This window comes from Campylobacter concisus (genome assembly GCF_002913545.1).
Classification (GTDB): Bacteria; Campylobacterota; Campylobacteria; order Campylobacterales; family Campylobacteraceae; genus Campylobacter_A; species Campylobacter_A concisus_AV.
In genome coordinates, this window is the sequence record NZ_PPBR01000008.1 from 35,429 (window position 1) to 59,846 (window position 24,418).

The 24,418-nt window shown below is 38.9% G+C and carries 25 protein-coding genes; 5 read left to right on the top strand and 20 right to left on the bottom strand.

From position 1 onward, the window contains the following. Positions 1–61: 61 nt before the first annotated feature. Positions 62–568 (top strand): hypothetical protein, encoded by a 507-nt coding sequence (locus CYP05_RS00845; RefSeq protein ID WP_103641716.1) that lies wholly within the window; start codon positions 62–64, stop codon positions 566–568. Here the strand turns inward: CYP05_RS00845 and CYP05_RS00850 are convergent. Genes CYP05_RS00850 through rsmH form a run of 3 tightly spaced genes read right to left on the bottom strand, consistent with a single transcriptional unit; the run spans position 547 to position 3,706 of the window. Next, a complete protein-coding gene (locus CYP05_RS00850) occupies positions 547–2,496 on the bottom strand; it encodes an FUSC family protein (RefSeq protein WP_103641717.1) in 1,950 nt (649 codons plus the stop codon). The two genes, CYP05_RS00845 and CYP05_RS00850, sit on opposite strands and share 22 nt — an antisense overlap. After that, on the bottom strand, positions 2,487–2,780 hold the full coding sequence (locus CYP05_RS00855; protein ID WP_002940285.1) for a hypothetical protein: 294 nt from the start codon (positions 2,778–2,780) through the stop codon (positions 2,487–2,489). The genes CYP05_RS00850 and CYP05_RS00855 overlap by 10 nt, the downstream gene beginning before the upstream one ends. Positions 2,781–2,782: 2 nt before the next feature. Then, positions 2,783–3,706: a 16S rRNA (cytosine(1402)-N(4))-methyltransferase RsmH gene (rsmH, locus tag CYP05_RS00860; RefSeq protein ID WP_103641718.1), complete on the bottom strand. Its 924-nt coding sequence runs from the start codon at positions 3,704–3,706 to the stop codon at positions 2,783–2,785. 126 nt (positions 3,707–3,832) lie between these two features. Here rsmH and CYP05_RS00865 point away from each other — a divergent pair, with 126 nt between their 5' ends. From CYP05_RS00865 to ftsZ, 4 genes are all read left to right on the top strand, one after another. Then, positions 3,833–4,420 carry a class II aldolase and adducin N-terminal domain-containing protein gene (locus CYP05_RS00865; protein WP_103595418.1) on the top strand — a complete coding sequence of 196 codons (588 nt, stop codon included), beginning with the start codon at positions 3,833–3,835 and terminating at the stop codon, positions 4,418–4,420. Between the two features lie 139 nt (positions 4,421–4,559). Then, complete coding sequence (locus tag CYP05_RS00870; RefSeq protein WP_103641719.1) at positions 4,560–6,017, top strand: peptidylprolyl isomerase; 1,458 nt, start codon at positions 4,560–4,562, stop codon at positions 6,015–6,017. Between the two features lie 5 nt (positions 6,018–6,022). Continuing rightward, positions 6,023–7,441, top strand: coding sequence for a cell division protein FtsA (ftsA, locus tag CYP05_RS00875; protein WP_009293687.1), 1,419 nt, complete (start codon positions 6,023–6,025; stop codon positions 7,439–7,441). A 14-nt stretch (positions 7,442–7,455) separates the two neighbouring features. Next, the gene (gene ftsZ, locus CYP05_RS00880; RefSeq protein WP_002940156.1) at positions 7,456–8,595 is read left to right on the top strand and encodes a cell division protein FtsZ; all 1,140 of its coding nucleotides are present in this window, start codon (positions 7,456–7,458) and stop codon (positions 8,593–8,595) included. Positions 8,596–8,863: 268 nt separating this feature from the next. On the opposite strand, the gene CYP05_RS00885 is transcribed toward ftsZ, so the two are convergent. The 17 genes from CYP05_RS00885 to rpmH form a co-directional block, all read right to left on the bottom strand. Next, positions 8,864–9,157 (bottom strand): metal-sulfur cluster assembly factor, encoded by a 294-nt coding sequence (locus tag CYP05_RS00885; protein WP_103590670.1) that lies wholly within the window; start codon positions 9,155–9,157, stop codon positions 8,864–8,866. Positions 9,158–9,160: 3 nt separating this feature from the next. Then, complete coding sequence (locus CYP05_RS00890; protein ID WP_103641720.1) at positions 9,161–10,351, bottom strand: peptidase M50; 1,191 nt, start codon at positions 10,349–10,351, stop codon at positions 9,161–9,163. A gap of 1 nt (position 10,352) precedes the next feature. Beyond that, entirely contained in the window at positions 10,353–10,691 is a 339-nt protein-coding gene (locus CYP05_RS00895) for a hypothetical protein (protein ID WP_103641721.1), read from the bottom strand. A gap of 73 nt (positions 10,692–10,764) precedes the next feature. After that, positions 10,765–11,805: a peptide-methionine (R)-S-oxide reductase MsrB gene (gene msrB, locus CYP05_RS00900; RefSeq protein ID WP_103641722.1), complete on the bottom strand. Its 1,041-nt coding sequence runs from the start codon at positions 11,803–11,805 to the stop codon at positions 10,765–10,767. Positions 11,806–11,883: 78 nt separating this feature from the next. Further along, a complete protein-coding gene (purH, locus tag CYP05_RS00905; RefSeq protein ID WP_103641723.1) occupies positions 11,884–13,416 on the bottom strand; it encodes a bifunctional phosphoribosylaminoimidazolecarboxamide formyltransferase/IMP cyclohydrolase in 1,533 nt (510 codons plus the stop codon). 30 nt (positions 13,417–13,446) lie between these two features. Beyond that, positions 13,447–14,013, bottom strand: coding sequence for a hypothetical protein (locus CYP05_RS00910; protein WP_103641724.1), 567 nt, complete (start codon positions 14,011–14,013; stop codon positions 13,447–13,449). After that, the gene (locus CYP05_RS00915) at positions 14,014–14,748 is read right to left on the bottom strand and encodes a TerB family tellurite resistance protein (protein WP_103641725.1); all 735 of its coding nucleotides are present in this window, start codon (positions 14,746–14,748) and stop codon (positions 14,014–14,016) included. Between the two features lies 1 nt (position 14,749). Then, positions 14,750–15,802 (bottom strand): SDH family Clp fold serine proteinase, encoded by a 1,053-nt coding sequence (locus CYP05_RS00920; RefSeq protein WP_103595411.1) that lies wholly within the window; start codon positions 15,800–15,802, stop codon positions 14,750–14,752. 3 nt (positions 15,803–15,805) lie between these two features. Beyond that, positions 15,806–17,995: a phosphoribosylformylglycinamidine synthase subunit PurL gene (purL, locus tag CYP05_RS00925; RefSeq protein ID WP_103641726.1), complete on the bottom strand. Its 2,190-nt coding sequence runs from the start codon at positions 17,993–17,995 to the stop codon at positions 15,806–15,808. A gap of 56 nt (positions 17,996–18,051) precedes the next feature. Next, the gene (locus tag CYP05_RS00930) at positions 18,052–18,771 is read right to left on the bottom strand and encodes a hypothetical protein (protein ID WP_103641727.1); all 720 of its coding nucleotides are present in this window, start codon (positions 18,769–18,771) and stop codon (positions 18,052–18,054) included. A gap of 75 nt (positions 18,772–18,846) precedes the next feature. Then, on the bottom strand, positions 18,847–19,431 hold the full coding sequence (locus CYP05_RS00935; protein ID WP_199907068.1) for an NAD(P)H-dependent oxidoreductase: 585 nt from the start codon (positions 19,429–19,431) through the stop codon (positions 18,847–18,849). A 39-nt stretch (positions 19,432–19,470) separates the two neighbouring features. Then, on the bottom strand, positions 19,471–20,796 hold the full coding sequence (mnmE, locus tag CYP05_RS00940; protein WP_103585849.1) for a tRNA uridine-5-carboxymethylaminomethyl(34) synthesis GTPase MnmE: 1,326 nt from the start codon (positions 20,794–20,796) through the stop codon (positions 19,471–19,473). After that, positions 20,793–21,875, bottom strand: coding sequence for a Jag N-terminal domain-containing protein (locus tag CYP05_RS00945; RefSeq protein WP_103585847.1), 1,083 nt, complete (start codon positions 21,873–21,875; stop codon positions 20,793–20,795). Before CYP05_RS00945 ends, mnmE begins: the two co-directional genes overlap by 4 nt. Next, on the bottom strand, positions 21,872–23,428 hold the full coding sequence (gene yidC / locus CYP05_RS00950) for a membrane protein insertase YidC (RefSeq protein WP_103641729.1): 1,557 nt from the start codon (positions 23,426–23,428) through the stop codon (positions 21,872–21,874). Before yidC ends, CYP05_RS00945 begins: the two co-directional genes overlap by 4 nt. After that, on the bottom strand, positions 23,429–23,770 hold the full coding sequence (gene yidD / locus CYP05_RS00955; protein WP_002940252.1) for a membrane protein insertion efficiency factor YidD: 342 nt from the start codon (positions 23,768–23,770) through the stop codon (positions 23,429–23,431). Further along, the gene (rnpA, locus tag CYP05_RS00960; protein ID WP_035142427.1) at positions 23,767–24,102 is read right to left on the bottom strand and encodes a ribonuclease P protein component; all 336 of its coding nucleotides are present in this window, start codon (positions 24,100–24,102) and stop codon (positions 23,767–23,769) included. Before rnpA ends, yidD begins: the two co-directional genes overlap by 4 nt. Beyond that, on the bottom strand, positions 24,090–24,224 hold the full coding sequence (gene rpmH / locus CYP05_RS00965; protein ID WP_002940373.1) for a 50S ribosomal protein L34: 135 nt from the start codon (positions 24,222–24,224) through the stop codon (positions 24,090–24,092). Before rpmH ends, rnpA begins: the two co-directional genes overlap by 13 nt. Positions 24,225–24,418: the final 194 nt, after the last annotated feature.

The window sequence follows — 24,418 nt, forward strand, 5'->3', positions numbered from 1 at the left end:
TGAATTTATAGATTTTTAGATACAATGAGCTGAAATTTTTAAGGTAAAAAGTCTATAAAAAATGAAAGAAAATCTAAGAAACACTATCATTAAAAATATTTTTTTCGTCTCAAAACAGCCAGTTTTATTTAGAGATTTACTTGAAGCAAATGCCCTTTTTAACGAAGGTATGCTAGTTGATGGCGCAAAGTTAAATTTTAGATTTAACCACGTGAAGCTCTATCAAATTTACGCACTTATCTGCTTTGTAGTCTTGTTTCCGCTTCTCATCATCACGCACCACTTTTTAGCAAAGGCCGACGCGCACATCTCGATAATCGCAACCACCATCGTCACTTCAGCTGTCTTTATCGGCTTTGATATGTTTAAGGTTTGGGCAAGAAGAGAGATGAGCAAAGAGCTTATAAAGCGAGCTTGGAGCGTGCATTTTCCGTATTTTGGTTATGAAAAGTATTCAAGCAAGGTTGAAGAAATTTACAACACCGCTCTTAAAAATGACGTTTCAAAAAAAGATTTAGAACAATATATATATGAAAAGCTGATCTCTCAAAAAGAGAGCGCTGAGTAAATTTCATTTTGTTTTAAAGCAACTCGTAAAATTAGCTTTTTAGCGTTTTCATCTTTGCAAAGCAGTTTCGCTTCTATCTCGCTTATGAAATAATATGGAAGCTTCCTAGTCTTTTTATCTAGCATCAAAAACCTATCTGAGATGATTTTTATATCATTTTGCAAGGCGTTTTTCTCTTTTAACTCGTCTAAATTTAGATAATTTCTAAGCTTAACTAGATCGCTATTTATATCATCAAGCTTGCTAGCTATAAATTTTGCATTTTTCATATTATCATCGTCTAAATTTTTACTAACTTTTATAGCGTAGTTTAGCTCATTTAGCGAGCCTAAAATCGCTTTTTCATCCGTGCTAAAAGCATCTTTGTTTGACTCATTTAGAGAAATTTGCACTAAATTTCTAAAACCTATCAAGGCACTGCTTAAGCTATTTTTTATCGCTGTATAGTCATTTTTCCTAGTTAGTAGATATGTGACAAAAACTATCAAAAAGCCAGCTGCCACATCAAGCAGTCTATCGATCATAAGGGCTAAAAAGTCTCTTTTTATAAGCGAAAAAATAGCTGTAAATTCAAACATAAAAGCCGTTGCAAAGACGATTTGTTTGTAAGATTTTAGATAATAAACCAAAAACATACCGATAAAGACAACCACGTAAAATGCGTATGATTCACCCATAAATTTCACAAAAACAAGCGCGATAAAAAAGCCGATAACTCCGCCAAGAAGGCTATCTCTGCCTGCATTTTTCAAAGCATCTTCGTCGCTTTTGTTTAGGCTCATCACTGCTATGGCTATCCAAATTCCATGATTTATATGCATCGCCTGCGCTATAAAAATGGCTATCGACATGCAAATGGCAAGCCTTAAAGACTCTTTTAATACTTCATTTTTTAAATTTAGCTTTTTAAAAGCCTCTTTTAGCGTGATCTTTTTTGTGTTGTTAAATGAGAGTTTGTCCTCGCCGCCCTCTTTTATAAGCAAAAATTTATCATATAGCACACCAAGCGAGCTTGCAAAAATTTTAAAATTTGAGTTTTTAGCTAAATTTAGCGCATCAAATTTTAGCTTTGGAGTTTGATTTTTGAAAATTTTTTTAAGCTCAAAAAGGTTGTAAGCGATCTCATTTTTTACCTCGTTTAAAAGCGCTTTGTCCTCGATCCTTTCAAACGAAGCGCCTAATGTTCGAAGCAAAAGAGCTATCTCTTCAACTTTATAAAAATAAAATAGTGCTTTGGCTTGATTTCTAACTAGCTTAACATCTTTTATCTTTAGGCTTTTGTTTGCAAAAATTTCTTTTGATTTATCAATAGAGCTCATCAAATCTGCGATACTTGCGTAAAAATGGCTCGTGCCAAGCGCCTTGCTCGATAAGATGGCGCTGTCTAGTAAAAAGCTGATGCTTTTTTTAGTAAATTTGCCGTATTTGCCAAAATTTTCAAATTTTATGATGATGCTTAGCACGCCAGCAAGCACCAGACCGCCGATGCTTTCAACCACATTTAGCCCTACTGCGGCCTTTGTCACAAAAGCAACTAGCCCTGTTGCATTTACGGCAAGTAAAATTTTGTTTAAATTTGAGCTATAAATTTGGCTAATGCCCACCACAAATATCCAGACAAATACGATAAGTGAGAGCCAAACGCCAAGGCTGATAAATGGATCAACAAAGGGCATAAAAGCACAAGAAAGCGCGATATAAAGAAGCAAAAATGCAAATTTACTCCTATCTTTGCACTCAAGCTCGCCAAGAAAGAAGATACCCATCGTGATATTTACAGCCATGATGGCGCCACTTAGATGAAAGAAATGAAAGCACAAAAAGCAGTTAAAAGCGATAGTCGTGGCAGCTTTTAGCGAGTAGATGAGCTGGAAATTTGCAGGGTCGTAGTAGTGGATGAAGCTTTTAAATTTCTTAATTATTTCCATTGACGCTCTTGCATATTGTTTAAAATTTGATTTTTATAACGCAAATTTTCAAGCTTTATGCTAAGAGCTCTGTTCTCTTCAAGGAGCATATCTCGTTTGCCGCTGATGTCGGCGATATCTCTACTTATATAATAAATTTGATTTGCTATATAAATTTTTGGCAAAAATAGAGCTAGCGCTATAAAAACCGCCAGATAGACCATCACTAGCGTCTTAAAGCTTAAATTTACCTCACGTTTTTGCTCTTCGTCGTGAAGTGTTAGCAGCTCTTCTTTTTCTTGCATCTTTATCCTTTTATCTTAAAAACACGCAGTTTTGCGCTCTTGCTTCGTGAGTTTTGTGCTAGCTCACTTTGGCTTGCTGTTAGTGGCTTTTTGGTTAAAATTTCGCCCAGTTCGTGGTTATTTCCGCACTCACATCGGTAGATGCCAGGCGGGCAGATACAGCTGTTTGCCCACTTTTTGAAGCGCTCTTTTACGATCCTATCTTCAAGCGAGTGAAATGTTATGATCGCCACCAAGCAATCTTTAAAACCGCCCTTTTCTATACTATTAAGTAAATTTGTTAGCTCATCTAGCTCGCCATTTACCTCTATCCTGATCGCCTGAAACGCGAGTATCGCAGGGCTAACACCGCGCCCTTTTATCTGGGCTGTGCCTATTATGTTTGCAAGCTCTTTTGCGCTTGTTATCTCGCCTAAATTTCTAGCATTTATTATCTTATTTGCGATCCCAACGGCATTTTTTAGCTCACCGTAATCCCTAAAAATCCTAACTAACTCATCAAACGAGTAGCCATTTACCACGTCATAGGCGCTAAATCCTCGCTCTTTATCCATGCGCATATCAAGCGCGCTTGAACCAAGGCTAAAGCCTCTATCATCTTTATCTATCTGCAAAGAGCTAACGCCGATGTCAGCTAAAATTCCTCTAACATTTGAAATTTCATCGCTACTAAGTTTGCTAATAAGCTCAGAGAAATTGCTCTTATAAGTTTTCACTCTGCTGCCAAATGGCTCAAGTTTTTTGAGCGAGAAATTTATAGCTTCGATGTCTTTGTCGCAAGCGATCAAATTTAAATTTTCATTTTGAGACAAAATGGCACTAGAGTGCCCAGCATATCCAAGCGTGCAATCTATAAAATTTCCGCGCAAGTCTTTAAAAAATGATAAAACTTCGTCAAGTAAAACGCTAATATGCGGACTTTGCAACACTGCCTCTTTAATGAAATTAGTGTGAAAATTTATCGAAATTTTACTTAAAAAGCTATCATTACATAAAATTTTACACAAATTTTAAGATAGCTTAAATATAATCACCCAAACATAGGAGAAAAAATGGACTTATTGCACTCAACAAATGAGATAAAAAAGATATCTCTTTCGATGTTTAGAAAGAATTTTTTTGGTGTTTTTCATGGTTCTATCTCAGCAAGGGTAGAAAAAAATCAATTCATCATCAACAAGCAAAGCGCCATTTTTGACGACTTGCAAGATAGTGATCTAACGCTTCTTTCATCAAAAAAAGACTACCGATGGAATGATGCAAGCTTAGATGCTGATATACACTTAAACATCTACAAAAACATAAATGAAGCAAAATTTGTCTGCTACACCATGCCTCCATACGTGACAGCTTATGCAATGAAACATGAAAAGATCGCACCAAAAGACTATTTTGGATGCATGAGATTTAATGAAATTTTAGTCTATGATCCAAAGCAGTTTGACGACTGGTATGAGCGCGCTGAGACAGAAATTTATAGAGCAATGATAGAGAAAAATACTAACGTCGTCGTGATCAAAGGATACGGCGTTTACGCGTATAGCAGGAGCCCTCAGCTACTTGCAAAAGATATAGCTTTGTTAGAAAATAGCTGCAAACTGCTTCATTTTACTGGTGATTACAGCGATTTTAGCATTTAAATTGTTGCTAACAAAGATAAAAAATGTTAGTAAAAATTTAGCAAGAAACGTTTTTATAAAGCCCCATTTTAAGCTTATTTAAGCCAAATTTCTATAAAATATCGCACAAGCTTTGTTAGTATTTTAAAGGAAGAACTTAATGTTATCTTGGATGCAAAAACATAAAAAATACCTAGTCGTGACAATTTGGGTAAGCACGATAGCTTTTGTCGGTGCTGGTTTTGTCGGCTGGGGCGCATACGATCTAAACAGCAACAGAGCTACTTCAGTAGCCAAAGTAGGACATAGAAATATAAGCGTTCAAGAGTTGCAACAAAAATATGATAGGTTATATCAGTACTATAACAATGTATTTGAAGGTAAATTAACTCAAGAGAAAGCTGAAGAGTTAGGTTTAGAAAATGCTGCACTTCAAGCTGCTATTCAAGAAAATTTACTATTAAATTTTGCAGACGACATCGGTCTAAGTGTTAATAAAGACGATGTTTTAAAATATATAATCGTCGATCCAACATTTCAAAAAGACGGCGTTTTTGACAAAAATTTATACTACGATGTGCTAAGAAGAGCTAGGATAAACCCAACTGATTTTGAAGACAATCTAAAACTAACTATCTTACTAGATAAACTTAGAACTATTTTAAATCTACCTGCTAGCAAAGAAGATATCGCCATGATGGAAGCTAGCTTTTTCATGCAAGATAAATTAGCTGTGCAAGTAGTAAATGCTTATCAAAACGAGATTAAGATAGATGAAAAAGAGCTAAAAGATCTTTGGGAGATAAATAAAAATAACTATATGACAAAGACACTTTATGGTATAGATACATACTTTGTCGAGTCAGAAAAAAGCGATGCAAACGAAAGCGTTTTAAAATCTTACTATAACGAAAACCAAGATAAATACAAGGGATCTGATGACAAGATAAAACCTTTTAGCGAGGTAAAAGCTGAGGTTAATAAAGACTACAACATAGAGCAAAGCAAAACTAATGCTTTAGAAAAGTATGTCGCTGTTAAAAAAGCTGAACTTGCAACTAATGGTTTTGTAAGCGTAAATGAGGACAACGCCACTTTTTCACTTGATGAGATAAAGGGCGCAAAAGTTGGCGAAGTGATAAAACCATTTATCTATAAAGATGGCTATTTGATAGCTAGAGTAAAAAGCATAACTCCTCCACAACCTATGAGCTTTGAACAAGCAAGAGCCAATGTGCTTGAAATTTATAAAAGTAAAAAAGAAAAAGAAATTTTAACAGCAAAAGCAAAAGAAACTCTACAAAACTTCAAAGGCACAGATGTTGGCTTTGTTAGCAGAGAGGTAAATGGCTCTATTGCGGGCTTAAATGAGAGCGATACAAGAGCTTTTGTATCTCAACTTTTTGACACTAACAACACAAAAGGTTATGTTATATTAGATGACAAAGCCGTAGTGTACGATATTTTGGAACAAAGATTGCTTACTAACAATATAAATAACAACTATAAGCAAATAACACAACAAAATGTTGCGATGCTTAAAAACAACGAGTTGATAAAAGATTTAACAAACAAACTTCTAAAATATTATGAAGTTAAAGAATATGTCAAAAGGTAAAAATTTTGAGTACTAGAATTTTAGGCATAGATGTCGGATCATTTCAAATTTGCGCTGTTATAGCAGAACAAAATGATGATGGCATAAAGATAATAGGAATAGGCACAGAAAAAGCACAAGGTATAAAAAAAGGTGCTATAAATAACATCGAACTAGCTGCAAAATCTATAAAAAATGCACTCATAGAAGCACAAAAAGTTGCGGGTACACACTACGAAAGAGTAGTAGTTTCGATATCTGGAAAATATACTAAAAGTGTAAATAGCAGTGGCGTAGTAAATATACCAAATCATGAAATAGGCATAAAAGAGATAGAGCGTGCTATGCAAATGGCAGATCACAATGCCGAGACTTCTCCAGAATATGAAAAACTTCATGTCTTACCTTACAACTTTAAGGTGGATGGGCAAGAATTTATAGAAGATCCTATCGGTATGAATGGCACTAGACTTGAAGTGCAAACGCATATCATAAGTATTCAAAAATCACAACTAAGCAACCTAAGAAAGGCTGTAAATTTAGCAGGTGTGCAGGTTGATAATGTAGTTCTTTCTGGTTACGCTTCAGCCATAGCAACACTAACAAAAGACGAAAAAGAACTAGGTGTTGCTCTTATAGATATGGGTGGCGAGACATGTAATATGGTAGTGCACGCTGGAAATTCACTAAGATATAACTCATATCTACACGTTGGCTCTGCAAATATAACTATAGATCTTTCAATGGCGCTTCATACTCCTTTGCCAAAAGCTGAAGAGATAAAACTAGAATATGGCAAGCTGGTAAATAAATCAGTTGATCTTATCGAGCTTCCAAGACTTGGCGATGAGCAAAAAACTCACGAAGTTTCACTTGATGTTATATCAAATGTCATCTCAGCTAGAGCAGAAGAGACTGTGATGGTGCTTGCAAATATGCTTGAAGATAGTGGATATAAAGATCTTGTTGGCGCTGGCATAGTACTAACTGGCGGCATGACAAAGCTTGATGGGTTAAAAGACCTAGCTTCTGCGATATTTGACAACATGCCAGTCAGGATCGCTAGACCAAAAGAGATGGATGGTTTATATGAGATTTTAAGAGATCCAGCAAATTCTTGTGCGATAGGACTTTGCATGTATGGCGCTGGTGAATTTACACCTTATGAGATAGACTCAGAAAAAAAGATGAGATATAAAGGTGAGTTAAGATCAAAGCCAAAAACAAATTTCAATATTTTTGAAGAAGAGAAAAAAGAGAAATTTGAAACAAAAAAACAGAATAAAGATGATTTTGAAGAGGGCATTGAGCTTGTAAATATGGATATAAATTTAGAGCAAACAAACAACAAAAACGAGCTTGCAAATATCGCTGATATAAGTAAGCAAGAAAAAAAACCAAGTGCTTTAAAGAAATTTTGGCACAGCATGACGCAACTATTTTGAGGAGAATTTTTACTATGAGCAACAGTTTCACAATCGAAGAGAACAAGAGCCTATATAGCGCAAAGATAAAGGTAGTAGGCGTAGGTGGTGGTGGTGGTAATATGATAAACCACATCATAAGAGAGAATCCAAATTTAGACATCGATCTAATGATAGCAAATACGGATGCTAAAGCACTTGACAATTCTCCTGCACACACAAAGATACAGCTTGGTGAGAAAAAGACAAAAGGTCTTGGCGCTGGCATGAGACCAGAAGTTGGCAAAGAGGCTGCACAAGAGAGCTACGAAGAGATAAAAAGTGCTCTTGAGACTTCTGATGTTGTGTTTATCGCTTCTGGTCTTGGCGGTGGTACAGGTACAGGCGCTGCTCCGGTTGTTGCACAAGCTGCAAAAGAGATAGGTGCGCTAACAGTTGCTGTTGTGACTATGCCTTTTTCATTTGAGGGTAAAAAGCGTAGCAAGCTAGCTGATATCGGTCTAAGTGAACTTAGAAAAGAGAGTGACTCTATCGTTATCATACCAAACGACAGACTTTTAACTTTGATAGATAAAAAATCAGGTATCAAAGAGAGCTTTAAAATGGTTGATGAAGTGCTTGCAAGAGCGGTAAATGGTATGTGCTCTATCGTGCTTGACTCTGGTGTCAGCGATATCAACCTTGACTTTGCTGACGTAAAAACAGTTATGAGCCACAGAGGTCACGCTTTAATGGGCGTTGGCGAGGCTTATGGCGAGGGTGCAGCTCAAGAAGCTATAAAAAATGCTATCCAATCACCACTACTTGATAACATGAACATAAACGGAGCGCTTGGCGTTTTAGTTCATTTTAAAATGCATCCAAACTGCTCACTTGATGATCTTCATAGTGCGATGTCAATGATCGAAGAGGCATCTGATGACGATGCTGATGTGATCTTTGGTACAACAACTGATGAAAACATAGAAGACAATAAAGTCGAAGTTACTATCATCGCAACTGGATTTAAAGGTACTGAAAAAGAAAACGAAGAAAAAAAAATAGCCCAAGAGCCTGAAAACGATCTTCTAAATAAAAATATCGTTTTAAAAAGAAGAGTAAGCGGTGGATATAACAGTGATGAGTATATCTCTCAGCTAGATATCCCATCATATCTTCGCCACCAAATGGACTAAGTCCTAACTAAAAATTCTCCTGTTAAATTGCAAGTTTATCTTGCAATTTACCTTTTTATATATTCAAATTTTAATCGTTACCTAGCAAACGTCTAAAATTATCTTCTATAGCTCGCATTTTTAGTTTTTACTTGCATAAATTTATTAAAGAGTTTAAGCAGCCCAAGCAAATTTAACTACGCTTTATGATATTTTTAAAATTTAAAGTAGAAGTTCAAGAAGAAAAGCTAGAAATTTGCCAGCCAAGTAAATTTCTAGCCAATAAATTTTAAACTCCAAGTTGTGCTTTTACAAAGTCACTTGCCATTTGGATATTCCACTCTGGCTCCCAAACTAGGTCGATCTCGCACTCTTTTACGCCCTCCACACCAAGCACAGCCGTTTCAACCCAGCCAAGTATCATCTCATGAAGCGGACAAGACTTGGTTGAAAGCGTCATCGTTACCTTTGCTTTGCCGTTTTCATCGCAGCTCGCATCATATATGAGTCCAAGCGAAACGATATCAAAGCCAACCTCGGGATCGACGATATTTGATAGAGCATCATAAATTTTTTCTTTCATTTTTTATCCTTTAAAACCAGTAAATTTAAAAACATTTATCATATTTACAGCAAGCAAAATGATGCTTAAAGCAATAAATATCATACTTGCATAGACCAAATTTCTCATCTCAAAGCTAACCGCCAAAGGATAGCACACAAGCGAAATGTCATTAAATGCTATGGCAAAATATGCAGCCTTTTTTAGTATCATCGCATCAAGCAGTGGCACTTTTGCCTTGCCGACAAATGGTGCTACGTAGTGATACCAGATGAGAAATGGCGCGATCTTATAAAGATGAGCCACGATAAAAGCAAACAAAAAGCCATATATCATAAAAAATGCAGCCAAATTTAGCTTTTCAAAAATCATAAATATAGCAGCCACAAATAAGGCAAGCAGCGAAAGAGCGATATTTACATTCCAGTAATCATACGCCTTTCTCACGCGCTTTTTTAGGATGTAAAACGCCTGAGCTATAAAAAGCAAAGCTGCCACAGCCACTGCAAAAATAGCTAAATTTTCATCGATTGCCAGCAAAACGCCAGCCAAAATATAAGAGGCAAGAGAGGCTTTGCTAAGTGTAAATTTAAGATCATGCGCCAGCGCAAACATCGGTAAAAGTACGCTTGCGGCTCCAAGTATCACGAAAAACACAAAACCCAGCACAAAATATACGTGAAATTTTAACGTCATAGTAAAATCAAGCATAAGCGTGCCGCCAAGTATCATCACTAGGCAAAATCCAAGCGTTATGCCAACTAGCAAAAATATCGCCGAGACAAAAAGCGCAAAGGCAGCGAAACTTCTTTTTTCATTACCCATAAAGCTTAGCGCATAGGTCGAGCCAAAAAAGAGAAGTGTGCCAAAGAGAAAAACTGCGCTGATTTGTAAAATCCTAGCCTCGCCAAATATCATCGCATAGCTCATAGTAAGTAGCGACAGACAAAAAATGGCTAAATTTAAAATAGCCCCTTTTACCGTAAAAAATGGCTTTTCTAAGATGACTGAGGTAAGCTGATAGAGCGCTCCGATGATGATGCTTATCGCAAAGCCAACAAAAAATATATGCAAAAAGCCAGCCGTATTTAGCGAGCTAATCGCCTCAAAATCAGCGTAAAAAAAGGCCGGGGCGCTAAGCACTAAGAAAAAAATGCCAGCGATAAAGTAGCCGCCAACTAGCTTAAAAGGCGGTGCATAAGTGTTTAAAAGCATCTTAGTGGCAAAGGCTGGTGTCTATGTTTTCTACGCTAGCGCCATCTTTTAGGCTAAAAGTCATCTTCACAGCCCCACCCTCAAGATCCTCACGCTTAATGTCAAAGCTTTTTTCTATCTTTGGGATGAGTCCAGCTGGAAATTTGTGATTTACCATCACGATCTTTGTGTTTTTATCGGCAAATTTTATCGCTAAAAGCGCATTTACCATAGGCTCTGGCGGCACGCAAGGACGTGAGTCAAAGCCAACAAAATTTACACCATTTTCACTAAATTTATAAAATGGCACCGTCGCACCCTCGACGTTAAACTGCTCTGCATTTTTGAAAAATTCACTCATTTTTTCTCCTTTTGATTTTGGAGAATTATACTCTGATTAAACTTTTCAAACCATTGATTTGCTTCAACAAAAGCTACTTTACGTAGGGGATGAACTCCTCATATCCAAGCCTAGCCATATCCTCAAGCGGTATAAATTTAAGGCTAGCTCCATTTATGCAGTACCTTAGCCCGCCCTTGTCGCTTGGTCCATCGTCAAAGACATGCCCAAGGTGCGCATCGCTGTTTTTAGACCTAACTTCAACCCTTTTCATCATAAACGAGTTGTCCTCTTTGTAAGCAAGCGCCGTTGTCGTGATAGGCTTTGTAAAGCTTGGCCAGCCACACCCCGCATCAAATTTATCAGCGCTTGAAAAGAGCGGCTTGCCACTGGTGATATCGACATAGATGCCCTTTTTGTCAAATTTATCATACTCGCTGCTAAATGGCCTCTCGGTCGCCGCCTCCTGCGTCACGGCATACTGCTCGCTGCTTAAATTTCTCTTTAGCTCCTCTTTGCTAAGCGGCTTAAATTTAGCCTCATCGTAAAGCGGCTTATTTGCCAAATTTAGATCGATGTGGCAGTATCCAAAAGGGTTTTTATCAAGATAGTCTTGGTGATACTCCTCGGCAATGATAAAATTTTTAAGAGGTGCTACCTCAACCACAATCTTATCTTTAAATTTCTTTTGCTCGATCTTTATAAAGCTTTCAATGATTGGTAGATCGTCCTTGCTAACATAGTAAATCCCGCTTCTATACTGCCTGCCGACGTCATTGCCCTGTTTATTTAGCGAGGTTGGGTCGATCACTCTAAAAAAATGAGCCAAAATTTCAGCCAAAGCAACTCTGTTTTCATCAAATTTCACATAAAGCGTCTCGGCGTGATCGCTCTCATGAAGCTCACGGTAGCTCGTGCTCTCGCTCTTGCCATTTGCGTAGCCCACCTTCGTATCCACCACACCAAATATCTTTTTAAAATAGCCCTGCATGCCCCAAAAGCAGCCACCTGCTAAATAAATTTCTTTCAAATTTTGCCCTGCCATCGTCCGCTCCTTTAAAAACTCATCTTTTGCCATCAAATTTACACCCAAAAATACAATAAAAACCAAGAGAAAATTTAATATCTTTTTCATGTGAGCTCCTTTTTTTGAAGGATTATATAAAATTTAAAGTTATAAAGTGTGAAGCAAGGGGCAAAGTGCCCCTAAATTTTAGTGTAAGAAGTGTCTAACGCCAGTGAAATATAGCGACATGCCGTGCTCGTCAGCAGCCTCTATCACCTCATCATCTCTGATGCTGCCGCCTGGTTCGATGACGCATTTTACGCCTACTTTGCTAGCGATATCGATGCTATCTCTAAACGGAAAGAACGCCTCGCTTGCAAGCACGCAGCCGCTTAGATCGATCTTTAGCTCTTTTGCCTTTGCCACGGCCGCACGAGCAGCATCCACGCGGCTAGTCATACCCATGCCAATGGCCACCATCGCGCCATCTTTTACATAAACTACGCAGTTACTCTTCGTTAGCGCAGCCACTTTCCACGCTATCTGAGCGTCTTTTAGCTCGCTGCCAGTTGCAAATTTCTTGCTCATTTGCTTCATATTTTCAAGCTCTTCGTCTTTTACGAAGTCTCTTTCTTGAAATACAAATCCACCATCGATGTGCTTAAAGTCAAATTTATCATTTGCGCGGACTAAAAGTTTATTATCCTGAGTGAAAATTTTGATGCGTTTTTTGCTCTCAAATACCTTAAGCGCGGCATCATCGACATTTGCAGCGATGATCACTTCAACGTAAATTTCATTTATCTTTTTAGCTAGCTCCTCATCAAGCGTGCCATTTATCGCCACCACGCCGCCGTATGCCGAGATCGGGTCGCACTTAAGCGCTGCCACGTAGCTCTCAAGCAGTGTATCTTTTACCGCAAAGCCGCAAGGGTTAGCGTGCTTGATGATAGCCACTGCTGGAGCGTCATCAAAGCTAGTTGCAAGCATTAAAGCACCATTTATATCGGTCATATTATTGAAACTTGCATCGCCTTTTAGGGCTCTAAAGTTGTTTGTGAAGAAATAATCAAACTCATAAAGCGCGCCTTTTTGGTGTGGGTTTTCGCCGTATCTAGTGTCAAAAACCTTGCTTCCCACGATAAATCTAGCATCGCCAAAACCGCCATTAAATCTATCATTCATATAGTTTGCGATCATGCTATCATAAGCTGCCGTATGCTCGAACGCCTTTATCATCAGCGATCTTCTAAACTCAAAATCATCGCTTTTTTCTCTTAGGCGCTTTAAAATTTCATCGTAGTCAAGCACGCTCGTGACTATAAGCACGTCTTTAAAGTTTTTAGCAGCGCTTCTTACCATAGCTGGGCCGCCGATGTCGATATTTTCGATGATCTCGGCAAAGTCATCAGTCCTAATCGTAGTCTCTTTAAATGGATATAAATTTACGCAAACTAGGTCGATGCCCTCGATGCCATACTCCTTTGCCTGAGCCACGTGCGTAGCGTCATCGCGTTTGTACAAGATGCCACCATGTATCTTTGGATGAAGGGTCTTTACCCTGCCCTCAAACATCTCAGGCGACGCCGTAAATTCACTAACCTCAGTGGCTTTGACGCCCTCAGCCTTTAAAAGTTTATAGGTGCCACCAGTTGAAAGTATCTGCCAGCCAAGCTCTTCTAGCCCCTTTGCAAACTCTACAATGCCCTCTTTATCGCTAACGCTAAGCAACGCTCTCATTTTTTCTCCTTTAGATTGATTAAATTTATTTTATTTCTCCGCCAAACACATCGCTTTTTCAAGCACAAGTAGCCCCATGGCTGTGTCTTTTTTGATATTTTCTTCTGTTAAATTTTCTAGTTTTTCTAAACTTTTACCACTAGCATTTACTGCAAAATGGCTCTTTTTAATCAAATTTTGAAACTCGCCACCTGCGATATCCACACTAAAGGCATAGTTTGAAATTTGCTTGCCATTAAAGTAGCTAGAACTTAGCACGTTTAAATTTACAGCCTCTTTTTTACTAAATGCCTCGCAGATAGGGCTTTTAGCGCTAAATTTCACCACCTTTATGCCGCCCTCATCTGAAAATATATACTCTTTAAACTCATTTAAATTTTTAGCTCTAACTGCCTTAAAATCAGCTTCGACGCCATCACTGCCAGCTAGGATGATGTTAGCAGCGCTTGTCTTGTTATATTCGCCGATCTTTTTGCCATTTTCAAAAAGCGTGCTATCTTTTAGCTCAAATTTGATCTCATTTCCATTAAGATCGCTCACGTTTAGCTCTCTGCAAAAGCCAGCCACCGCTAACAGCAAAATCACAAATTTCTTCATCTAAACTCCAAATTTCTCTTTTAATCTCCCATAAGCCTCATTTATCTCCTGAAGCTTTTTGGTTGAACGCTCTATCACCTCTTTGCTCTCGCCCCTGCCCATCAAAATGTCAGGATGATACTGCCTCACAAGCTCTTTGTAGCGAGCCTTTACCTCATCAAGGCTTGCATTTTTACTAAGTCCTAAAACCTCAAATGCATCGTTTTCTTGGCTTATCTCATCATGGTCTGCTCCAAATCTCGAGCCATAAAAGCTATCAAATTTAAAGATTATCTCATCAAGCGTCTCTTTGTCGATGCCAAATCCATAAGCGATATTTCTTATAACATCTTGCTCGCTTTTGTTAAATTCTCCGTCTATATAGGCTAAATTTAGAAAAAAGGTGAGCCTAGCCACGCAGGTATCGTAGTTTAGATTAAACGCGCGCTTGTAGTTTCTGGCGGTTTCATAGGCGTTATCTACATTTTCTTTTTGGCTATTATAGACCTCTTTTAGATACTCACGCATGCCACTAACACCGCTAATTTTCTGGCTTAGATCATCTAGCACTTGAGTGATCAGCCTAGCCTCTAACTCGCTAACTCTGCCGTCACTTTTAGCGACTTTTGCAAGCAGTGAGACTAGAAATTTAGCCTCATCTACATTTGCTTGTTTCTTGCGGTTACTACCTATTTGGACATTCATAAATAAAAATATCGCACCGCCTAATATGAGTAAAAACAGGATTCCAGACATATTACCACAAGTGATAGATCGTATTTTTTATCTTGCCATTTACTAGCTCATTTTTGCGCCATGAGCTCTCGTCGTTCATCACGTTCCAGCGGCGCTCCTCAGGGCGATAAAACCAGTCTTTATCGATCTGATAGTAAATTTGCTTGCCGTTTGTCTCGATGATGTTTGCGATGTTGTTATCGTGATAGCTGTTCTCATCGTAGTCGGTAAAGGCTCGCTGCCCCATCTCCGAGTAAAGTAGCGTTAGCTCCTGAAGCATCTCGTTTAGATCATCGTCCATTTTCTTGACATGCAGACCGATCTCCTGCGCCTCACGAAAGAGTATCGGATACTCATGTGCTGGGTAGTCTGCGTTTAGCCTCTCAGAAATTTCAACGATCTTTTTATCATCATCTATGTGATATCTAAGTAGCTCGGAGCAAATTTTAAGCGAAAGCGAGCTAGCACGATCAACCGCACCAAAAACTAGCGGATGGATATACTCATATAGCGAGTTGTAGGGGTTTGTGTCATTTGGTCTATCTTTGTCCTGCTCTTTCCAAAGCTTGACTACACGGCTAAGCTCGTCCATAGAGACACTAACAAGCTCGTTGCCCTTGTTTGTAGGGCTTAGCTCGTGTTTGAGCGATGTATCAACTGGCGTTAGATAGGCAAGCGGACCCATCACGATCTCGTTTGCTCCAAGCGCCATCATCGTAGCAGCTGAAGCGCAGTTTGATGGGATCAGTGCTATTAAATTTTTGCAGTAGTTTCTAAGGGTGCTAATGATCCTAAGCGCTGCTATACCGCTTCCGCCATCACTTTTTATGAAAAGATAGGCCGTATCTATCTTTTTGCCCTTTAAAATTTCATACATCGCGCTTGCGTCGTTACCGCAGACATTACCAGCGTTTGAGTTGTAGTAGGTTATCAAAGGGGCATTTAGCCTTTTTTCGATCGTACTTATCAAATTTTGAGTATCGCTAAAGAGCACTGGCGGCTTTGCCACGCCCTTTTTCTCGTTTTGCTCTACTTCCTTTTCCCCGCTTGCTTTTTGAGCCTTTTTAGAAAACATCTCTTAGTCCTCCTTTTTTACGATTTTCGCAAACTCATTTAGATAAATTTCTCTTACGTCCTCTAAGCTCTCATCTATCTCATTTAGCTTAAATCTCTTGCCTCCGCTAACGCCGATCTTTTCAAATTTCACACCAAATTTAGTCGCAAGCGCTTCAAATTTAGCCTCGTCTTTCACGCCCACAACCGCTTTTGAAAAGCTCTCATCAAAGATAAAATTTGGCTCTTTAAATTTAACTTCACATTTTACGCCGATGTTTGAGATGCTAGCCATTTTTGCTAGCGTGATAGCAAGACCGCCCACACCCACGCTATTTGCAAACTCTAAAATTTGCTCTTTATTTGCCTCTATCACTAGGTCCCAAAGGGCTCTCTCAGCTTTATAATCAACCTCTTTTAGCTTGCCGCCAACCACGTTAAATAGCGCCTTTGCGTAAAGCGAAGCTGCAAATTCACCGCTTGTCTCACCAAGCAAGTAAATCGCCCTACCCTCGCTTAAAAATGTGCTTTTTAAATTTAAATTTGCATCTTCATTTACGCCAACTGTGACGATGGCTGGTGTTGGATAGACGCTAACGCCGTCAGTGTCGTTATAAAGGCTCACGTTGCCACTCACAACTGGTGTATTTAGCTCACGGCAAGCCTCTTTTATGCCTTCACATCCCTCTTTAAACTGCCACATTACCTCTGGATTTTGCGGGTTGCCGTAGTTTAGGCAGTCAGTTATCGCAAGTGGCACAGCGCCACTCATCGCGACCTTTCTACCAGCTGCAGCGACGGCTCTTGCAGCGCCGATTTTTGGATCAACGAAATTTGCTCTAGGATCGCACTGAGCAGCCATAGAGACGGCCTTTTTAGTGCCTTTTACTCTGATACTTGCAGCACCCAAGCAACCTGGCTGTTTTATCGTATTTGTCTGGATATTTGCGTCGTATTGATCGTAGACGAAGCTTTTATTTAGCACTTCTGGCTCTTTTAAAAGCTTGAAAAATGCGCTTTTGTTATCAACGTTATTTGGGATTTTTAAATTTGCTATCTCATCAAGGTATTTTGGACGTGCGACTGGGCGATCAAGCACCGGAGCTGCCTCGCTAAGTGGGCCGATAGGGATTTCGCCTGCAAGCTCACCATGCCAGTAAAGCTGCATCACGCCGCTGCTTGTGACCTCGCCGATGATCTCAGCGTCAAGGTCCCACTTTCTAAAAATTTCAAGTACCTTTTGCTCGTAACCTTTTTTGGCGCATATTAGCATACGTTCTTGAGACTCGCTTAGCATTAGCTCATAAGGCGTCATGCCAACTTCGCGCATCGGCACGCGGTCTAAATACATCTTCATACCGCTGCCACTTCTGCCAGCCATCTCAAAGCTAGAGCTTGTAAGTCCTGCTGCGCCCATATCTTGGATGCCGATGATGTAGTCTTTTTTAAATAGCTCTAAGCACGCCTCCATGAGCAGTTTCTCGGCAAATGGGTCGCCCACTTGCACCGTTGGGCGAAGTGATTTATTTTCGTCGTTAAAGCTATCACTCGCCATAACAGCACCGCCAAGTCCGTCCCTGCCAGTCTTTGAGCCCACGTAAATGACTGGGTTGCCCACGCCTTCGGCCTTGCCGTAGAAGATTTCATCACTTTTGCAAAGGCCAAGCGCGAAGGCGTTGATTAGGATGTTACCATTAAAGCTAGGATCAAAGGTAGTTTCGCCGCCGATCGTTGGGATACCCATGCAGTTGCCATAGTGCCCTATGCCAGCAACACTTCCTTTTAGCAGATACCTATGCTTTTTAGCTAGCTCGCCCTCGCCTCTTATCTCACCAAAACGAAGCGAGTTCATGTTCGCAACGACTCTTGCGCCCATCGTAAAGACGTCTCTTAAAATTCCACCAACGCCAGTTGCAGCGCCCTGAAACGGCTCGATAAAGCTTGGGTGGTTGTGACTCTCCATCTTAAACACAGCTGCAACCCCATCGCCAACGTCGATGACGCCAGCATTTTCACCAGGTCCTTGGATGACCCAAGGCGCCTTTGTCGGAAAGCCGTTTAGGTATTTTTTGCTTGATTTGTAGCTGCAGTGCTCGCTCCACATCGCTGAAAATATGCCAAGCTCTAGTAAATTTGGCTCACGGCCTAAAATTTTTAAGATATCCTCATACTCTTCGTCGCTGATTTTATGTGCTTGTATGGTAGCTTTATCCATTGATGTAACCTTTTAAGAATTTTAAGCTATTTTACAACCTTGCTTATAAAAAGTTACTAAAAAGCCTTTTGGAATTTACTAAAACAAAGCACATTTGAGAGAATTTTGCCTTGTTTTACGAGGTCGCTTTCGATAAATGTTTTATAAAAATTTTGCGTTAGCGTCTCAGCCTTAATCTTCTCTTCATCTTCGCTTGAAAGGTTGAAATAATAGCTCGTCTCTCTTAGAAAAAAGCCTTGATCATTAGATATATCTGAGTTTAAGATCACTGCAAAAAAGCCATTTTTCAAAGGATGATTTGTCACGCTTTTTACTTTTATCACCTCTTTGCCACCTGCAAAAGCTTCGCAAACTGGCACGCTTTTTGTGCTATAGACTACGCTTTTGATAGCTCCATTTGAAATTTCATAAAATTTGATATTTTTTGCATTTACGAGCTCCTCTATGTCACTAGCATTTGATAAGATGAGCTCGTGGTTTGTATCCAAATTTTTAACAAGCACCATTTTGTCTGCTTCGCTGCCTTGCATAAGATCGCCAAGAGCGCTAAATTCTGCATTTACTCCAGCTGCTTTTATCTCAGCCTTGCCAACAATGTTTGCAAATTTATTAAAGTCATTTAGGCTGTTTTGAAGCTTATTAAATTTCATCTCGTGCAAGGTTTCGTTATTTTCAAGATAGAGTAAATTTGCCTCATCGCTTGGCTTTAAAATTTGCTTGCCAGCGCACCCAGCAAAAAAGATAACAGCAGCTAAAAATAGAAATTTTGCCCTCATTTTTCCCCACACAAGATAGATATAAATTTAGATGCCCCCTAGCGCAAATGGCTAGAGAGCGGTAGAAATTTGTTTTTACGCTTTGAAAACTTTTTCAAGATGTGCCTCATATTCTTTTAGATATCTTGGCACGTCTGGCATCTTGATAACATCGCAGCAGATAAAGTGCGGAAGCGACTTTAAGCCCATAAATTCATTTGCCTTTCTAAAATGAAAATAAACTCCATCAACGCCGCGCGCCTCAAAAAACTCATTAGGATCGCTAAATGCCTCGGCTGGGGCATTCCAAGTAAGGCTTAGCATAAATTGTTTGCCATTTAGCAAGCCGCCTTTGCCGTAGTTTTTAGTTGGATCGACCCTATGCCTGCCATCACTCGTATAAAGCTTGCCATGACCTGCGGTAAAGACCTCGTCGATATACTTTTTCACTATCCAAGGCTCGCCCATCCACCAAGCTGGCATCTGCCAAACTACCGCGTCCATCCAAAGAAATTTCTCAACTTCAGCCTCGATATCATAGCCTTGATCTATCACAGTTTGCTTTACCTCGTGACCCATTTTTGCTAGTTTTTCGCACGCAAGATCATGAAGTGTTTGATTGAGCCTGCCATCTGAATGGCCAAATTTTTTGCCGCCATTTAAAAGTAAAATTTTCATTATTTCTCCTTTAAAAAGCGCAGATTTTAACCAAAAAAAGTATCATTTTCCTAAACAAAAATGGCTAAACATTTCGTCTAAAATTTCGCTTCTCTCAAATGGCTTTGTGATGCTTGCAAGCGCCTTTATCGCGGTATTTAGCTCGTAAGCGAAAATTTCTAGCTCCTCTTCATTTAGCCTAAAAAACGCTCTTTTTAAAGCCTCACTCGCCTCTTTGCAGCTTAAAATTTGGCGGTTTGAGCTTAGCATGATCTCGTCGGTGTCTTGCGTCTTGAGATAGCCCTCAAGCTCTTTTAAAACTACGCTCGTATCGGTTTTTGCAGAAATTTTGATAGCGCCCTCTAACTCTATGTCAAATTTAAATGCCAGATCGCTTTTGTTTAGGATAAAAAAGGCTTTTTTGTTTGAGTCTGAAACGAGCTTTATTATCTCTTTATCTTGCTCGTCGCTTAAAGATGAGCCGTCAAAGACAGCTAGGATGATGTCGGCCTCGTTTATGGCTGAGATTGAGTAGTTTATGCCGATTTGCTCGATCTTTCCAGCGTCTTTTCTGATGCCTGCGGTGTCTATTATGCGAACTAGATGCGAGCCGATCTTGAAATTTTCTTCTATCCTATCTCTAGTTGTGCCCGCTTCGTCGCTAACGATCGCTCTTTCATATGCCAAAAATGAGTTTAAAATGGAGCTTTTACCAACATTTGGCTTGCCAACAATAGCGATCTTAAAGCCATCTATTAGCCCTCTTCTTTGCTCGCTAAGAGTGGCTATGCGCTCTAGCTTCTCACTATTTTTTAAAAGCATCTGCTTAGTCTGCTCTAGCAAATTTGCAGGCAGATCATCATCAGCATAGTCAATCATCGTCTCAACAAAGGCAAGAGTTTTGACCACTTCGCCCCTAATCTCGCCTACAAATTTACTAAGATCGCCTTGCATCTGACGGGTCAAAATTTTAGCAGCAATCTCGCTTTTTGAAGTGATGAGCCCTTGCATCGCCTCAGCCTTAGCTAGATCCATCTTGCCATTTAAAAATGCTCGCTTGCTAAACTCGCCTGGCATAGCAAGCCTTGCGCCAGCTCTTATTAGCTCATTTAAAATTCTCTCACTCACCATCACGCCGCCATGAGTTTGAAACTCGACGATATCCTCGCCAGTAAAGCTTGCAGGAGCCTTAAAATATATAACGATACCCTCGTCTAAAATTTCATCATCAAGGGAGTAAATTTTGGCTAGTTTTGCGTATCTTGGCTCTAAATTTGAAAGTTTAAGTAGTTTTAAAGAGGTGGCCAGGGCGTCCTTGCCACTAAGCCTTACGATAGAAACTGAGCCGATGCCATACGCTGTGGCAAGGGCTGCGATAGTTTCACTCATTTTTTAAAAAAGTCATTTACGACGACAAATTTGCCGTCATTGCCGCTTTTTATGCCGACATATTTATCTGGGAATTTCTCTCTAAGCTTCTCAAGTGCGATCTTGACCAAAACTCCGTCAAGTGGCTTTGTTTGGGCTCTACCGCTATTTTGCACACGCTCGATCACACCATTTAGATATTGATCCATCATCGCTTCTTGATTTTGCAAAAATTGCGCGATCTCAAGGCGGATAGCGAGGTTGTATTTAGAATTTAACCAGTTATAAAGCATATAAGAGATCGCTTTATATCTATAACCCTCTTTGCCGATAAGTAGCGCCGCATCAGCACCGTCTAGCTCGATAAGCACTGTCTCATCGTTAAATTTACTAACTTCTACCTTGTCTATCTCAAAGCAGCTTGCTTTAAAAAGACGCGTCATACCCTCTTTTATCTCAGGCAAAATTTTATCAAAGTCGATTACAACTTTCTCTTTTTTCTCTTTTGGCAAAGCTTGAGGTGCGCTCTCTTCATCAGTTTGGTTGAAATTTTCGATGATTGAAGTATCTAGGATGTTTTTAGGAGCACTTTTGCTAGCTTGTGGCTCTTTTGCCCCTTTAGTCTCTTTTTGCTCTTTTGGCTCATCAAGTCTTTTTATAACATATCCTGGCTCTTCAGCCTCTTTTTCACCCTTTTCTGCAAAGGCATCTTTTGCAAGGGCTGAGTTTTTTTCACTCAAATTTGGCTTTTCATTTTTATGCTCTTTTTGCTCAGACTTAGTCTCATTTTTCTCATCTTTATGCTTTTTAGGATTTCGCTTTTTATCATTATGATCGTGTTTTTTGCTCTGTTTTTTCTCTTCTTTTACACTCTCATTCTCATCACTTTTTTTAGCAAAATTTCTATCATTTTTTGGTTTATGTTGTGGTTTTGGCTGATTTTCTAAATTTGCCTCGATGATCGCTGTCTTTTTAAAAAATCCAAAAATTCCACTACTTGGATGTTGCAAGACCTTTATATCAAGCTCAGTGACTGAGCAGTTAAGCTGCTGGGCTGCCTTTTGAAATGCCTCTTGGAGGGTATTTGCTTCTATTTTCATTGAGCCTTTACCTCCGCAGCTTTTTTATGTTTTTCAAAAAGTTTATTTACAAAGACTTGTTGAACGACTGAACAAACGTTATTTACAAACCAGTAAAGCGTAAGACCTGCTGGGAATGTCACAAAGAAAAATGTGAAGATCAAAGGTAAGAATTTCATAACCTTTTCTTGCATAGGATCGGTAAATGTCGTTGGTGTAAGTTTTTGTTGTAAAAGCATCGTTAGACCCATCAAGATAGGTAGCACAAAGTATGGATCCATCACTGAAAGATCGTGTATCCAAAGTATCCAAGGAGCACCTTTTAGCTCGATCGCATTTAGTAAAACGCGGTAGATCGCAAAAAATACTGGAATTTGAAGCAAGATCGGCAAGCAACCACCCATAGGGTTTGCACCATGTTTTTTGTATAGCTCCATCATATGGACTTGCATCTTTTGCTTATCGTCTTTATATTTTGTTTGGATCTCTTTTACCTTTGGAGCAAGCTCTTTTAGCTTATTCATCGATAGCATACCCTTATATGTAAGCGGGAATAAAACTATCCTTATGACAAGCGTTAGCACAACTATCGCCCAACCCCAGTTGCCGATGTAGTTATGTAAGAAATTTAAGAATGCAAACATCGGCTTTGCTATAAACGTAAACCAACCATACTCGATAACGTCGTTTAGTCTCTCATCCATCGAGCTTAAAATTTTATGCTCTTTTGGTCCGATGTAAGCGCCTAATTTTAAGCTATCATTTGCCTTTACAAAGACGATAGGATTGTTATTTGCATCTTTATCAACAACAGCTTCAAATGGCTTGTTAAATGAGTAAAATAGCGCTGTGTAGTATCTATCAGATGCAGCTGCTATAGTTGTATTTGCATAGTTTTTAACCTCTTTTGCATCGCCATCTTCTATGATATTTAGGCTATCTTCTGTATTTCTAAGCATGACACCATGAACTGTATAGCTATCTATCGCGATATTTGGTCTAAAGCCAGGAGTGATGAAATAATCAACACTTTTACTTAAATTTACCTCAACCTCGTAACGACCATTTGGGTAAAATTTGATATTTTTTGTGACTGTAACACCATCTAAATTTTGAGTGAGTTTTATAGTTTTAGGCTCGCTGCTAGCATCTACCTCGCTAGCGTCACTACTATATGCAACCTTAAAAGCGTCAGTATTTAAAGCGCTATCGTTAAATCTAAGCTCAAGCGGCAGTGGATTTTGTGAAACAAGCTCGATTTTGTTGCCATCTTCTGTTTTATACTTATCTTCGGTTAGATAAAATTTCGCAATCCTACCTAGCTTATCTATCTTTGCTTCGTAGCTTTGACCTTTGATGGTAGCGATTATTTCGTTTGAAGCTAAATTTTCATTTGATTTTGGAGTATCGTTAGTAGAGGCTGGGGCTTTGCTTTGATCCATTGTTTGAGAGATCGTTGTCTGGTTTTGCTCTAGTGGAGCTCTTTTTGGCATAAAAAAGTCATATACTATGAAAAATACGATTGACAAAAGTGCTGCAAGAAGCAACCTTTTTTGCATAGACATCTGTTCCATTTAATTTTTTTCCTTTAATTTATCTAATACTTTTACGACATAAAATTTACTATTTTGGCAAGGGATAAACCAGAAATTTACATTTTTGGTATCGCTTTTTTGAAATATAAAACATGAGTTAAATTTTTTGCGGATGATTGGGTAGTTGATACCGCCTTTAAAAAGTTGATTGCATCTTAAAATTCGCATAAATGTTGCAAAAAAAGCAGAGAAAAAGCTGTTTGTTTGAAATTCCCAAATGGCGTATTGTGAGCAAGTCGGATAGTAGCGACAGCTTTTTGGCAGAAGTATGGAAATATATTTTTGATAAAAAGCGATAAATTTAATCGCAAATTTTTTCATTTTAGACATCCCATTTTTTTTGTAGACCAGCTCAAATTTTTACAAATTTTGTCAAATGAAATTTCTGTAATTCCATTTTTTGCGACCATAATGTAAGTGCCATCTTTTAGCTCATTAGAAATAGAAAAAAAAGCAGCTCTTAAAAGTCTCTTTGCTCTATTTCTAACTACTGCTTTTCCCACTTTTTTGCTAGCAACAACTGCTAATTTTTTTTCAATTGTAGGTTTATAAAAAACTACGCAAGCGTCGCAGTGCCATTTGCTGGCTTCTTTATAAACCTGAGAAAATTCTCTCGAGTCACTTAGTGACTCAAAACCAGCTAAGCAGCCAATCTTTTTCTACCTTTAGCACGTCTAGCGTTGATAACCTTGCGGCCATTTTTAGTTTTCATTCTTAAACGAAAGCCGTGAGTGCGTTTTTTAGGGGTTTTATGAGGTTGATAAGTCCTTTTCATTTCTATCCTTAAAGTTAATATAAAAAGTGGGATTTTATCAAAGCAATACTTAAATTCCTTTGAATAAATCAGCCCGAAAAAACTATAATTTAAACTTTAAGTAAATCAAGTTATAATCCGAAAATGAAATTTCATAAAAATAAAGATCTCTTAGAAAAATTACTTTTTTTAAAAGCGATCGGTTACAATTTTAG